At 35.9% G+C, this 13,249-nt stretch carries 15 protein-coding genes; 4 read left to right on the top strand and 11 right to left on the bottom strand.

Translation table 11 applies throughout. The features are described from left to right. Positions 1 to 318: 318 nt before the first annotated feature. Complete coding sequence (locus tag ACW0JX_RS04935) at positions 319 to 426, bottom strand: YjcZ family sporulation protein (RefSeq protein ID WP_000540375.1); 108 nt, start codon at positions 424 to 426, stop codon at positions 319 to 321. A gap of 214 nt (positions 427 to 640) precedes the next feature. Here ACW0JX_RS04935 and ACW0JX_RS04930 point away from each other — a divergent pair, with 214 nt between their 5' ends. After that, positions 641 to 775, top strand: a complete 135-nt coding sequence (locus tag ACW0JX_RS04930; RefSeq protein ID WP_001177693.1) for a hypothetical protein — start codon at positions 641 to 643, stop codon at positions 773 to 775. A 92-nt stretch (positions 776 to 867) separates the two neighbouring features. Here the strand turns inward: ACW0JX_RS04930 and ACW0JX_RS04925 are convergent, their stop codons facing one another. After that, positions 868 to 1,428, bottom strand: coding sequence for a PRK06770 family protein (locus ACW0JX_RS04925; RefSeq protein WP_078400407.1), 561 nt, complete (start codon positions 1,426 to 1,428; stop codon positions 868 to 870). Positions 1,429 to 1,779: 351 nt separating this feature from the next. Next, positions 1,780 to 3,255, bottom strand: a complete 1,476-nt coding sequence (locus ACW0JX_RS04920) for an MDR family MFS transporter (RefSeq protein WP_023521301.1) — start codon at positions 3,253 to 3,255, stop codon at positions 1,780 to 1,782. Positions 3,256 to 3,397: 142 nt separating this feature from the next. On the opposite strand from ACW0JX_RS04920, the gene ACW0JX_RS04915 reads away from it, so the two are divergent. Continuing rightward, the gene (locus ACW0JX_RS04915; protein ID WP_459245439.1) at positions 3,398 to 3,973 is read left to right on the top strand and encodes a TetR/AcrR family transcriptional regulator; all 576 of its coding nucleotides are present in this window, start codon (positions 3,398 to 3,400) and stop codon (positions 3,971 to 3,973) included. 291 nt (positions 3,974 to 4,264) lie between these two features. On the opposite strand, the gene ACW0JX_RS04910 is transcribed toward ACW0JX_RS04915, so the two are convergent. Next, positions 4,265 to 4,420: a hypothetical protein gene (locus ACW0JX_RS04910; RefSeq protein ID WP_000346676.1), complete on the bottom strand. Its 156-nt coding sequence runs from the start codon at positions 4,418 to 4,420 to the stop codon at positions 4,265 to 4,267. A gap of 488 nt (positions 4,421 to 4,908) precedes the next feature. Here ACW0JX_RS04910 and ACW0JX_RS04905 point away from each other — a divergent pair, with 488 nt between their 5' ends. Next, a complete protein-coding gene (locus ACW0JX_RS04905) occupies positions 4,909 to 5,796 on the top strand; it encodes a DMT family transporter (protein WP_459245438.1) in 888 nt (295 codons plus the stop codon). Positions 5,797 to 5,995: 199 nt separating this feature from the next. On the opposite strand, the gene ACW0JX_RS04900 is transcribed toward ACW0JX_RS04905, so the two are convergent. Further along, positions 5,996 to 6,763 (bottom strand): TSUP family transporter, encoded by a 768-nt coding sequence (locus tag ACW0JX_RS04900; RefSeq protein ID WP_459245437.1) that lies wholly within the window; start codon positions 6,761 to 6,763, stop codon positions 5,996 to 5,998. Positions 6,764 to 6,873: 110 nt separating this feature from the next. Here ACW0JX_RS04900 and ACW0JX_RS04895 point away from each other — a divergent pair, with 110 nt between their 5' ends. Continuing rightward, positions 6,874 to 7,659 (top strand): TrmB family transcriptional regulator, encoded by a 786-nt coding sequence (locus ACW0JX_RS04895; RefSeq protein WP_050842705.1) that lies wholly within the window; start codon positions 6,874 to 6,876, stop codon positions 7,657 to 7,659. Between the two features lie 139 nt (positions 7,660 to 7,798). Here ACW0JX_RS04895 and ACW0JX_RS04890 read toward each other — a convergent pair whose 3' ends face one another. The 6 genes from ACW0JX_RS04890 to ACW0JX_RS04865 all read right to left on the bottom strand — a co-directional run bounded on the left by ACW0JX_RS04890 (position 7,799) and on the right by ACW0JX_RS04865 (position 13,249). Continuing rightward, positions 7,799 to 8,647: an RpnC/YadD family protein gene (locus ACW0JX_RS04890; protein ID WP_459245436.1), complete on the bottom strand. Its 849-nt coding sequence runs from the start codon at positions 8,645 to 8,647 to the stop codon at positions 7,799 to 7,801. 113 nt (positions 8,648 to 8,760) lie between these two features. Further along, positions 8,761 to 10,050, bottom strand: coding sequence for a replicative DNA helicase (gene dnaB / locus ACW0JX_RS04885; protein ID WP_459245435.1), 1,290 nt, complete (start codon positions 10,048 to 10,050; stop codon positions 8,761 to 8,763). Beyond that, positions 10,047 to 10,907 (bottom strand): DnaD domain-containing protein, encoded by an 861-nt coding sequence (locus ACW0JX_RS04880; RefSeq protein ID WP_226602421.1) that lies wholly within the window; start codon positions 10,905 to 10,907, stop codon positions 10,047 to 10,049. Before ACW0JX_RS04880 ends, dnaB begins: the two co-directional genes overlap by 4 nt. Before the next feature lie 192 nt (positions 10,908 to 11,099). Further along, positions 11,100 to 11,426 carry a nucleoside triphosphate pyrophosphohydrolase gene (locus ACW0JX_RS04875; RefSeq protein WP_017672937.1) on the bottom strand — a complete coding sequence of 109 codons (327 nt, stop codon included), beginning with the start codon at positions 11,424 to 11,426 and terminating at the stop codon, positions 11,100 to 11,102. Positions 11,427 to 11,509: 83 nt separating this feature from the next. Next, positions 11,510 to 12,238, bottom strand: coding sequence for a hypothetical protein (locus ACW0JX_RS04870; RefSeq protein ID WP_017672936.1), 729 nt, complete (start codon positions 12,236 to 12,238; stop codon positions 11,510 to 11,512). A 273-nt stretch (positions 12,239 to 12,511) separates the two neighbouring features. Further along, on the bottom strand, positions 12,512 to 13,249 hold the full coding sequence (locus tag ACW0JX_RS04865; RefSeq protein ID WP_017672935.1) for a MerR family transcriptional regulator: 738 nt from the start codon (positions 13,247 to 13,249) through the stop codon (positions 12,512 to 12,514).

The following is a 13,249-nucleotide window of genomic DNA, read 5'->3' as shown; positions in this document are numbered from 1 at the left end:
CTCTTTAATAACTACTAATAACCATAATCACTATTCTCACAGTACTATGAATTTGATTTATCACAACAAATATATGTTGTTTGTTGGATAAATAATGGAATCAGTAAAGCGTTAGCTGTAGTAGCATTTGAGACAGTAATACTTTGAACATCCTCAAATAAGAAAGTTTTTGTATCTCTTAGTTTTAATGTAATTGTTACATTTTTATATGTCTAATGAGGAAAAAGTATACTGTATAAAGTATACAGTTGGATATTATCAGGAATCATTTTGCACGAAAGAAAAGACACTCCATATGAGTGTCTTTTCCAATAGTTTTTAGCAGAAGCAAGAAGCTCCAACGATGATTAATAAAATGAATAACACAACTAATAAAGCAAAGCCTCCCGAGAAGCCACAACCGCCACAACTACCACCATAACCCATAATAGTTCCTCCTTTAGATAAGAGGGGAAAACTAAGGTTCACTCATGTATTTTAATGGATTCGTTTCATCTTATGTTTTTTCGTATTGATTGAGCAGGTCCTTTCGAAAACTATTCACATATTAACTATATTTTTAAAAATGAATAATTCAACTATAACAATAAATAGATAAATTAATATAATGTATTAATTCTAAAAGAAGGGAGGAATAGCCATGCAATTAGTTTGTTTTAAAATAGTAAGTGGTCAGTATTTCTTGTTTGTAGAAGGTATTCAAATTCCTGTACCAATTCCAGCAGTTGCTGCAGCTTTATTAATTGGTTTAGGAGTAATTCCACTTTGTTCTTAATGTAAGGAATTCGGATCATTCCTATCTTTCCATTGGAAAAGCCTCAAGTATATGAATACTTGAGGCTTTCTTTATATCAAAGAAAAAACACCTTACAGCGCTTGAAGATCTCCTGATTTAAATAATGCGGCCGTTACATCATCACCGAAAGTATTGAAACAGAATACTTGCTCGTCTACCTTATCCATTACTGTAGCTTCACCTATCTTGCCACCTTGAAGTTTAATAAAATAGTTATGTTCTTCTAAAATTTCACTAAAATCTCTATTTGCCCATCTTTCAGTAATTGCTAATAGCTCTTCTTTATTCTTGAAATTGTTTCCGTTTAGAATGTTTCTTACTTTCTCTGCATTCTTTTTGGACATAGGGGTTGCTCCCTTTCCTTCACACGCTTTTACTTTTTGATGAGTCATGCTATGCATAGCTGAAATCACTTCTTCTTCAGTAGAAGTTACTGTAATGTGAAGTTGTGCATTTGAGCCTTTCACTTCTGCTTCATTCGATAGTATGTCTTCTTTATTAACCTCTGCAAAAACATGGTCCTCACTCTCAAGCGGGACTTCAGCAAACTGTAACATTCCATAAGTCATACCAGTTGCAAGTACTACTACACCTATAATAGATGCTAGCCAATACGTTAGCTTCTTGTCCATCTTCATTTCCCCTGTCTTCGTTTAAATATATTAACTAAAGAATACCATATTTAATTCCTTTTTATTGAAGAGGCTCTAATTTTTACTATAAAAAACGTGCAAATCGTTTAATGCAAATATAATAACTTCATAATCATCGCTATGCCTATTCTCATAACAGGATCTATATACGATATCACTAAATCATCTGGTGAACTATTGGTTATTAGTACGGCTTTGCATCATTATTCTCAAAAAGGATAATTATTGTACATACCAATTCTTATGTATAAAGACACCCAAAACAAGTGTTACGAAAAAAATATAAAAAAGACATCTTTTCTAGGGAAAGATGTCTTTTTTATATAAACCTTAATGTTCGTTCTGTAAAACCCTCGCTGCCTTTACTCCTTCTTTCTCTTCTTTTAAGAATAACGATACGATAAATGCAACAATAATAAAGATTAACCCAAGTGCAAATGCACCTTGGAACCCTGACGTTAAACCGTTTAACTTCTCTACTGGATCCAGTGGATTTGCGGAGCTTTCCATATACTTAGTTGTTCCTGAAGACATTTTCGAAATAAAGATAGCTGTTCCAATTGCACCAGCTACTTGTTGCAACGTACTAAATAGTGCTGTTCCGTGCGGATATAAATCTGGTGTTAATTGATTTAAACCGTATGTTTGTGCTGTCATGACAAACATGAGTCCAACCATTAATACGCTATGCATAATAATAATTTGTACCATTGATGTATCAGGAGTAATGCCTTTAAATAAGAACATTGCTATCCCTACTAACACAATACCGGGAACGATAATAACTTTCGGACTAAATTTATCAAATAGTTTACCTGCGATTGGTCCCATTATGGCGCTAATAACACTTCCCGGAAGCATGATAATTCCTGATTTAAAAGCTGTAACGAGTAAAACGGTTTGCAGGAACATCGGTAATAAAGTCATCGTTGAAAATAACGACATCATCACAATGACAATTAATCCAACTGATAATGTAAACATCGGAACTTTAAATGCTCGTAATTCTAAAATTGGATTCTCAATTTTCAATTGTCGAACGGCAAAAATACATAATGAGATAAGCCCAACAATTAAAGTGCCATATACTTTTGCATCGGACCATCCTAAATCACCCGATGCACTAAAGCTATACACAAGCCCGCCAAATCCTAATGTCGATAAAAGGATAGATGGGTAATCTACTTTTGGCCTTGTTAACTCTGAAACATTTTGAATGTACTTCATCCCAATCATAATGGAAATGATCACGATAGGAATAACAATATAGAATAACCAGCGCCAATTTAATGAATCCACAATTACTCCAGATAATGTAGGGCCAATTGCCGGAGCTGCCATCATCACGAGTGCGATTAATCCCATTGTCGCACCACGTTTTTCAGGTGGACAAATGATTAAAATCGTATTCATTAATAACGGTGTAATTAACCCCGTCGCTACAGCTTGGACGATACGGCCAATTAATAAAACGGAAAATGTCGGTGCGAATCCCGCAATTAATGTACCGACTAAAAACGTTACCATAGCGATCAAAAACATTTGTCTCGTTGTGAGCCATTGCTGAAGTAATGCTGTAATTGGAACTAAAACCCCAACTACTAACATGTATGCTGTAGAAAGCCATTGAATCGTTGAAGCCGTTACGTCAAATTCTTTCATTAATACCGTTAACGCATTTCCAAGTAATGTTTCATTTAATAATGCAACCATTGCACCTAAAAGTAATGCAATTAAAATGGGGGTATGTTTCAAATTAGAAGTATCAACTTTGCCACTTGCAGGGCTCTTAGTTGTCATATTCATTTACAGATTCTCCTCCTGTTTCTTACTTAAAAAACTTTAAATACACCAGAACACATGTAATATAATATACATATGTAGATTAAAAAGGGAGAATCAATTTTCAGCCACTGTATATTTAATCTACAAAAAAGGAGAATTGTAGATGAATGATAATGAAAAACAACTTGATTTACGTATTAGACGTACACATAAATTACTGTGGGATTCCTTATTTGAATTAATGACGCAATCAAAACAGAAATATAGTACGATCACAATTAACCAAATATGTGACCGCGCAATGGTACACCGAACAACCTTTTATAAACATTTTGAAGATAAAGATGCTTTATTAACATTTGGATTTAAACGATACGGCAAGATGATTGCTGAAATACCGGTTTCAGATCGATTAAGTAAACCATTTCAAGTAATGGAACAATTTCTACATCATGAAGAAATCGGTAAAATATTAGAAACACAAATGTCTGATGAACAATTTATTAACCGGACACAGCATTTAAGTCATGAAACGAGAAAACAAGAAATAGAAGCGTTAAATCAACTTTGCAAAAATCATACGATGCCCAGTGATTTAATCATTGAATTTTATTCAGGGGCAATCACCTCATTAAGCGCATGGTGGTTTAAAAGTGAAAGAAAAGTTTCTGCTGCTGAAATGGATATGTATCTCCATCAACTTATTAATCGGGATATTTTTCAGTTTGAAAAGGAATAAGACTACACCTTTTCAATCATGCAATAAAGTGAAACTTTAATCAGCCCTCACCAATCGGACTTTTACGGACAGTTGATCCCCACCTAACTTCTTTGCTTCCACTGAATTTTGAGGTGGGGGTCTTACTGCCCGTTAAAGCGGTATCAAATTGACCAAAAAATAGGAATATGATATATTTTCCGTAGAATACTATATAAGTGTGACATCAAATAAAATGGCATATAATAAAAAGAAGAGATGCGCTAACATCTCTTCCTTAACTGCTACCGTATGGGTGGTAGTTATTATAAGCTATTTCTTTTTACGAAACCCACCCTTTTGCTTCCTACGGCGCGGAGTGGGTTTTTTGTTGTCTTTATCCAGAAGTTGCTTCCGCAAAAAATACGCTGAAACTTCACGCACAGTCGCTTTGACAAACTCTTTTACAAGGTCAAACAAAAAGTCCATATTATCACCCCCTTTCCTTCCAAATGGAAAGAAGGGATAACCACCCACCCTCACAATATGCAGTTGACTTTATTCTATCAAATGATTGTAAAGATATTATGTAAACAAAACAAATGAAATTTTACATAGAAAAAAAACCCTCCAAACTGGGATTTTATATACATACGATTATTTACCGATCTTCTTCAAATCCGAACTTTCAATAATCGAATGAGCATATCCATATTTGCCAACTCGCACCAACGCTCTTCCTAATTTTTCTGAAATTATTACACTAACTAATCTCTTCAATAATGGATTAAAAGACTTCATCACATCGTACATCATGTTTAGATTTAACTCCGCTAATATGTTTGCGGCGGATAACATTAAATCAATGAAATAAAACGTCGATAAATTTAAGTTACAAATATTCAGAATTAATATTAAAATAAAAATGGGGATAGGGGTATGGGCTTATAAAATTTATACATAACGAGGGAATAGAAATGAAACTACAATTAAAAGCGGATTTAATGTTACTACTAGTTACATTTTTTTGGGGTGCATCCATCCTACTTACAAAACTTGGACTTGATGGCATAGAAGAATATAATTTAATCGCATTACGATTTATTATCGCTTTTCTTTTATCAGGTTTAATATTTTACAAACATTTATTCAAAGTTGATTTTAAAACTGTAAAATATGCATTTATACTTGCTTCTGTCTTATTTATCGTTTACATTTTCGCGACTTTCGGTACAAAGTATACGAGTGTTTCTAATGCTGGTTTCCTACTATGTCTCACAGTCATTTTCATTCCAATATTATCAGCTATATTTTTAAAACACATTCCGGAAAAGAAAGTTATAGTAGGAATCATTTTAACGATAATAGGAATCGGCTTATTAACATTAACTAGCGAATTCAAAATCGGTAACGGCGATATATTTTGCATACTGTCAGCCTTATTTTATGCCATTCACGTCATCATTACTGGAAGCGTAACGAAACATGTGAATTCCATTGCACTTGGAGTCATACAACTCGGTTTCGTCGGCCTATTTAGTCTTATATTTTCATTCATTATAGAAACGCCAAAACTTCCTAGCACGATCGACTCATGGCTAATCATATTGGCTTTAAGCATATTTTGCACAGCGGTCGCATTCATCGTGCAAGTAATTGCCCAGCAATACACGACGCCTACCCATACAGGTCTTATTTTTTCATTAGAACCTGTCTTTTCCGCAGGCTTTGCTTTCGTCTTCACAGGTGAAACGCTGACAGGAAAAGGATACTTAGGGGCTACGCTTATATTATTGAGTGTGTTAATTGCTGAGTTGGATTTTAAGAGTTTGTTGAGGCCTAATTATAAGAAGAATATAGAGTAAACATTTCAATATAATCAATAAACATACCCCAGAAAAATATGAGTTTATATTATTTTCATTCTCTTCACTTAGATTTTCTTTTTAGATGCTATCTTCAAACAAGGTAGCATCTAAAAAATGTTAAAAGGAATCTCTCCTTAGTATCTTCTTATACTCGATGTAGTTTGCATACTTGACCTTTTCTACGTTCTTTAATTACTTACTGAATATAGTCATACAGATTTTTCGCTAACAATAAACAAGTTACTGTAATGAAAAGAGCACGAACATACCCGCTTCCTTTTTTTATAGCGAATTTGGAGCCAACAATCCCTCCAGCAATTTGAGCAATCCCCATTATTAAGCCATACGCATAATTTACTTGCCCTACATACATAAACATCAACAATGCACCAACATTACTTCCTAAATTAAGAAGCTTCGCATTACCTGCTGCTTTTAAAAAATCATAACCAATAAATAAAAGAGAAAACATTAAAAATGAACCTGTTCCCGGACCTAGAAATCCATCATAAAAACCAATAGCAAAAATAAAAAAGGTAAAAATAATGACGTGTCGACCAGACAATTTTTTATGAGTGGAAATACTTCCCCAATCCTTCTTGAATATCGTATAAATAGCGACCGCCCCAAGCATAATCAGCATCAACGGCTTCAGTACTTCTGGATTCATTAAATGAACGGTCCATGCCCCTATTATGGAACCTATGAAAGTGAGCGGAACTAATTTAAACGCCGATTTCAAATCAAGATTACCAGAACGATAAAACACAATATTACTAGTTGCACTTCCCATTGTCGACGCTAGTTTATTCGTAGCTACTGCACTTGCTGGATTCAGTCCTGTAAATAATAAAGCTGGTAAAGCAATGAGCCCACCACCACCTACAACTGAATCAATGAATGCAGCTAAAAATCCAAAAGCAATCAAAATCATTAATACAGATGGGTCTAAATAAAAATCCATACTATTAACCTCCCCTTTAGTCACTATTCGAATAGTAACTAATAATTTGCTAAATGTAAACAGTTATTGTAACGTTAAAAAATAAATGCAAACATCGGAGGACGAAAAAAGTGGACTACATAGTGCAACAGCTTAAAAAAATTGGTTTCAATGAATATGAAGCTAAATCTTATGTATCTCTTGTTAAACAAGGGCCTGTCACAGCCTACCAAGTGAGTAAGGATTCGGGTGTCCCAAGAGCGCGAATTTATGAGATTTTAGGTAACCTTGTAGAAAAAGGAATTGTCATGAAGGAAGAAATAAATGACACCACTCGCTATTCACCTCTACCTGTTGAAATCTTTTTACAGAAGGCGCAATCAGAATGGCAGTCTACTTATGAAGGAATCAGTGATTCATTAAAAACACTAGAAACTTCCGAGGAAAAAACGGATAATCGAGTGATTACTTTAAAAGACAATCAAACAATCATTAGCTATTGTCAGGCATTAATAAAAAAAGCAGAACGACGTATTGTCATTTCAATGTGGGATGAGATGTATGAAGCGTTAAAAGAAGATCTATCTGAAGTAGCTGATAAAGTTACAATACAAGGTATTACCCTGCATGTTGAAAATCCAATTAAAAATCTAGAAGCCCATCGCATAACACCTTATACAGAAACCTTGTCTACAGATCATTGGTTTATTGTATCGATAGATTCTAAAGAGATGATTTATGGACCATCACTTGAAGAGCGTAATATTGCTTTTTATACAGATGACCCCGTTCATATATACTTATTAGAGGATTATGTATGGCATGATGTGTTAGTAAATCGACTTGTCCGACGTAGCCAAGATGACTTGCAGCAATGGATTACTGCAGAGAGAAGATCTTTCTTTATGGGGAAATGAGGAACATATTCAAGAGCAAACCAAAAGATTTGCGTATTAAACCTAACAACTTCTCCGTACAAAAATAGCCGACTATTATATAATAAATATTCGGCTATTTTTGTATAAGTTTATACAGACGCTGCCATTACCCCAGCGATTAATGAGATAAACGCTTCTCCCACTCTTTCACCTTTTCAATTGTTACATCTAATTTTTTAGCTATTTCTTCTACACTCATTCCTTTAAAGAGCATTCCAGCTGCCGAAAGTGCTTTATCAATTTCTTCTTGCTTCTCTTGTTCATATAAACGACCTACTTTTGTCATCCGTAACCACTCCTTTACCTTTTTCGCGTAGTCTTCATCAATAAATTTATCTGTAGCTACAAGAATCCCAGCAATAACTTGAATTTGTTCTTGCTCATCGGAGATACACTTTGCTACTTCTATCGTTTTTTTAATTAAAATTTGTCTTTTCTCTCTACTATGCATAAGTGGTACAAGTATTAATTTCATGGTTTCTTCATCCGTCAAAGATTTTCCTTCTTCCATTTTTCTAATAATCTTTTGAAGAATGGCATCACCATTGTATTCATTTAGTAAAACCGCTTTAGAATTTAAACGTATACTACATACATCTATTTCTTCTATAGGATTCATTACCTCACTTGTATAAATAACTACGATTCGAATATCCGGTAACTCTTTCCTCTTATTATAGTAACGATACATAATTTGATTCGCATAATCCATATACTTCAAATGGTTTTCGAGGAAACGGGTATTACTTTCATACTCTAACATTAAAATTGAACCATCTTCCATTTCAAATAAAGTATCTGAGCGCCTTTGATCTGCACGAACTCTCGAAAATTCATTTAGCAACAATTCTTTTATTCTTGGATAACCTTTTAACCCATATGCTTCAAGCCCTTTATCCCTATAACATTCACTTAAAAACTTCATCAGAATATCTTTATTATGATAAGAAATATCATTCCCTGCCAATAGCTAATCCCCCTTAACTATTAGTTACCATTTTCTTTATTATATAACTTATAAAATTAGCGTTACAACTTTGGTTCACATGCACATGCTATTTTCAAAACACCTTCCTCTCACTACTTCTCCCCCTCCACAAACCGCCCAAACTCCTTCAAAAACCTCAACTTAAAACTCCCCACAGGTCCATTCCGATGCTTCGCTACATGAATCTCCGTCATCTCTTTCTGCATCGTTTCCTTATCGTAATAATCCTCTCGATACATAAGCATAATGACATCCGCATCTTGCTCAATTTGTCCCGTCTCTCTTAAATCAGATAAAAGCGGACGCTTATCTTGCCGTGACTCTACAGAACGAGATAACTGTGATAACGCTACTACACAAACATTTAATTCACGTGCTAATAACTTATGCTTACGAGAAATCTCACTAATCTCTTGAAATCGATTGCCCTTATGCTTCGGATTGCCCATAATAAGCTGCAAGTAATCTACAATAATTAAAATCTTTTTATCACCGTGCTTCCTCTTTAACTTACGAGTTTGCATCCAAATATCTTGCACCGTAACACCTGCATTGTCGTAAATCTCAAGTGGCAACTCACCAATCTCCGCAAACGCCTTACTCACCTTTTCCCAATCTTCCATCGCAAAACGATGCTTCGGATTTTTCAGTCTGCCTCCTGACACTTCACCTACGCAAGACGCCATCCTTTTTAACAATTGCTTACTACTCATCTCTAACGAAAACAATCCAACCGCCGCTCCAGACTTCGCCGCATGCAGTCCAACATTAAGCGCAAACGCAGTCTTCCCCATAGAAGGACGCGCACCAAGAACGACAAAATCACCTTCCTGCAATCCGCACGTCATCTTATTTAACGATGTATAACCAGTCTCAATACCAGTAATCTCTTTCACATCTTGATGAAGCTCCTCATACAAATCAACTAACGCATCCTTCAAATCAAACTCACATACAGAGTCTTTCTCCTCTAACTCACAAAGTGCCGTAATCGTCTCACCGATAACTTTCTCACTCTTCTCCGCAATAAGACGCTCCCCCATCTTGTGCCCTAGAACACCAGCCTGATACATTTTCCACGCACCTCGAACAAGCCCCTCATAATAAGAGAAGTTGGCAGTTGTAGGCACACCATCCATTAACCCTATAAAATACTCCATTCCCCCGATCCCCTCTAAAAACTTCGGATCTACCCGAGAAATGAACGTCACAAGATCAATCGGTTGCCCCTCGCCTTCCATCTTTCGCATTAACTGAAAAATAGACTTATGCACCGGCATAGAAAAATACTGCTCCGTCAAACGGCACTCCTTAATAAGCTCTCCATCAATTAATAGAGAACCTAACACCGTCTCTTCCGCCTCCACATTTTGAATACTCATGGCCGCCACCCGCGCTCCGCTAAAAAGCGCTGCAACTCTTCCTCAGATGGCGCATTCTTCTCCCACTCCTCACACCTCGCCAAAAACTCCTCCGTCTCCCCCGTACTAGCAGACGACTCCTTCTTCCTAAAGTTCGCCGTATCTGCCTCAACCTCACACAATTTCGTAAAACCTTTCCCGTGCCAACCTCTCAAAATCCCCTTCACATAAGCAACCGTCCGCTTATTATTCTCAAACGCAATTTGAAGAGCCTTCAGCACAAGCTCCTCTGACAAATCTTCCATCCACGCACTCAGTTCCTCCACCGCATGAGGAGACAAACTACCGAAATGTTGCTCATAAAAAGAAAACACGCGACTTCCCGTTTCTTCCTCTACAACCTCTTCTTCCTCTGTCTCCTCACAAATCGGCTCAACATCATCCACAGCCAAATCATCAGGCATACCGAAATGTGCTAAAAGCATCGGAACACTCAGCTCTTCCTCAGCGCACTTCTGAAGAAACATATGTACAAACTCCTTATTCTTCACACCCTTAAGCTCACGAAGCACACACTTCTCCACATTCGTATTCGTCACAGGATTATAACGAAGCCAATTCAAAACAAATAACTCCCGCGTATCCGCATCATAAAGAATCTTCCCATAATCAATGAAGCGCTGCACAAGCTTATCAACAGTCTCCCGATTATAACCCGTCTCCATCTCAGCTAACCGCTTCGGAAAAGGAAAAATCCCACACTGCGTCGTCTTCGAACAAGTTAACAAATACACATAAAAGTACCGCTCCTCCGGCGTCAAATCCAAAACAAAATCATCCTGCCAAAAATTCACCTGCACATTACGATACACCGCCATCCTAATTCCTCCCGTCTCCGTTCAAAAGTAAAAGCCCCTTCATAATATATATGGGAGACTGGCCGGGTTTTTGGCGTGTTATTTTAAATTTTTTTTGACTACTACTACGGTGTTTGTTGTTGTTTTTGTTTTGTTATGTTTTTTCTTAGTGATTTATTACTTGGGAGGGGCTTGCAAGGGGCTTAGGAGGGGCTAGTTATCGGTTACTTTGATTAGAAAGACTTGATCTGAGAAGCCGCCTCGTTCTTCTGCTTTCTTTTTGCGGATGTTGTTGATTTCTTCTAGTGTTGTACCTTCGTGTTCGGCTAGGGCGTTTATTAGTTCTAGTAGATCGGATAGTTCTTCTAGTTTATGTTCTTTTGTGTCTGCTTCTAGGTATTCGGTTAGTTCTTCTTGTGTTTTTTTGCAGATTTCTTTTATGTATTCGTCTTCGGGGAGAATTCTTGTGATGGGTGTTTTTCCGTTGGTTTTTATTATTTGTGGGATTTTGTTTCTGATTAGTTTGTTGTAGGTTGGCATGGGGGTTTCCCTCCGTTTGGTTTTTCTTCTATTATAATGGAAAAGCAGTTTAACTAGTTGTTAAACTGCTGAATTGCTTCTTATTAATTAATATCAATCTTTTCTACTAACATTGCTGGAATACTAATTTCGCCACCCATAGTAGATTTATAAGTATATATACCTGCAGATTTACCTTTAACAGTAACATTATCTTTTTCTAACACTCTTGAATTTAAAATGTCACTTTTATAAACAACGTATAATACTTTATCATAATTTCCATTAACTGCTACCCTTAATTGCGTCTCGCCTTTTCCTTCCATTACTTGAAGGACTTTTCCTGTAAATTTAGCTTTCTTTCCTTTAAACTCATCCGGTGTTCTAGCTAATTGATCATATGTAATTCCTGTTTCATATCCAATTCGCTCTTCTTCCTCTTTTGCCGCTTTCTCCGCTGCTGCTTTCTCTGCCGCTGCTTGTTCTGCTGCTGCCTTCTCCGCTGCTGCTTTCTCTGCTGCCGCTTTCTCTGCTGCCGCTTTCTCTGCCGCTGCTTGTTCTGCTGCTGCTTTTTCCTCAGCTGTTAACTCTTTCTTCTGCTCAGCTTTAGCTGGTTTAGCCACAGTTTTTGTCTCTTCTGCCTTTTTCGTATCATCAGCAGTTACACCAACCAAAACAAGCATTGCTATTAAACCTATTCCATAGAACTTTAACACACTTTTTCTATTTCGTTTTCCTTCTTCTCCCCATCTAACTACTAATTGAGGTTTAATAATCCCAATAATTAATGCTATTAAGCATACAACAAATAATAATGCAAATAAAGTATTCAAATCGTCTAGCCCTCTCATTCTTTTATTTAATTACAATTAATTTCATTCAAACTATATATTACCATGTTTCAATATTTTTTTTAACAATAAATCATTTAATTGATTTGTCAGATAATAAAGTTTTAATTTATCAAATGAACTGCCTATAAAGGCACTAATAAAAGTAATAAACAAAAGAATACAGTATGATATGAAGAATCGTTTTTAACCTTAATAAAATAAAGGGACAGCTTTCCTATTTTATTACTAATGAGGAAACTGTCTACTTATGGACTACATTTTATTCATAGCTTCTTTTATATACTGTTCTTCCTCATTTGTGAAAAGAGTAGGGAATTCGGCTATTGAAATTTTTGATTGTTTAATTACACTCACTACCTCACTTTGAGATATATCAAGATAGTCAGCTATCTTTTCTATTAAATTGAAAAATTCCTTCAAAGTAACTTGAACGTCATGATGACTCGGATTCTTCTCTTCTTCCTTATACTTTTTCAACTTCCCTATCACATCCATAAAACGCCGATCAAACTTTTCTTTTAATTCCTTATTATTATAAAACGCTTGAACACTCTCCTTTGAAAAGTGTTCCTCTAACCATTCCTTATTTTCTTTCTCCCATATAAAAGTTTGCAAAAACGAAGAAAACAAAGCGACATCCACTCGTTCTTCCTTTTGAAACTTCTTCGTCATCTCATCCATATGCGAAAGTACCTTTGCAATTCTTTCTTGCTCCGCCAAAAGCAATTCCCTTTGAAAATGTATTTGTCTTAAAAATTCTTCCGTCCCTATATCACGCTGCAATATAACATTTTGAATTTCACTAAGTGAAAAACCGAGATGCTTAAACGATTGAATTTGCTGCAGCACATACAAATCATCTTTCGTATATAACCGATGCCCACCCTCAGTATAATCGCTCGGCTTTAATAAATTAATCTTGTCATAATAACGAAGGGTCCGCACCGTAACATCCCCAGCACTTGCAAACTCACTAATCATCCACGCCAT

The organism is Bacillus sp. C-3-6 (assembly GCF_054509685.1).
Note: the sequence above shows the minus strand (reverse complement) of the source record. Positions and strands in the feature narration are given on the sequence as shown.

Coding starts and splice junctions, on each gene's coding strand:
- ACW0JX_RS04935 (WP_000540375.1), bottom strand. CDS start 426: ATGGGTTATGGTGGTAGTTGTGGCGGTTGTGGCTTCTCGGGAGGCTTT.
- ACW0JX_RS04930 (WP_001177693.1), top strand. CDS start 641: ATGCAATTAGTTTGTTTTAAAATAGTAAGTGGTCAGTATTTCTTGTTT.
- ACW0JX_RS04925 (WP_078400407.1), bottom strand. CDS start 1,428: ATGGACAAGAAGCTAACGTATTGGCTAGCATCTATTATAGGTGTAGTA.
- ACW0JX_RS04920 (WP_023521301.1), bottom strand. CDS start 3,255: ATGAATATGACAACTAAGAGCCCTGCAAGTGGCAAAGTTGATACTTCT.
- ACW0JX_RS04915 (WP_459245439.1), top strand. CDS start 3,398: ATGAATGATAATGAAAAACAACTTGATTTACGTATTAGACGTACACAT.
- ACW0JX_RS04910 (WP_000346676.1), bottom strand. CDS start 4,420: ATGGACTTTTTGTTTGACCTTGTAAAAGAGTTTGTCAAAGCGACTGTG.
- ACW0JX_RS04905 (WP_459245438.1), top strand. CDS start 4,909: ATGAAACTACAATTAAAAGCGGATTTAATGTTACTACTAGTTACATTT.
- ACW0JX_RS04900 (WP_459245437.1), bottom strand. CDS start 6,763: ATGGATTTTTATTTAGACCCATCTGTATTAATGATTTTGATTGCTTTT.
- dnaB (WP_459245435.1), bottom strand. CDS start 10,050: ATGAGTATTCAAAATGTGGAGGCGGAAGAGACGGTGTTAGGTTCTCTA.
- ACW0JX_RS04880 (WP_226602421.1), bottom strand. CDS start 10,907: ATGGCGGTGTATCGTAATGTGCAGGTGAATTTTTGGCAGGATGATTTT.
- ACW0JX_RS04875 (WP_017672937.1), bottom strand. CDS start 11,426: ATGCCAACCTACAACAAACTAATCAGAAACAAAATCCCACAAATAATA.
- ACW0JX_RS04865 (WP_017672935.1), bottom strand. CDS start 13,249: ATGGCGTGGATGATTAGTGAGTTTGCAAGTGCTGGGGATGTTACGGTG.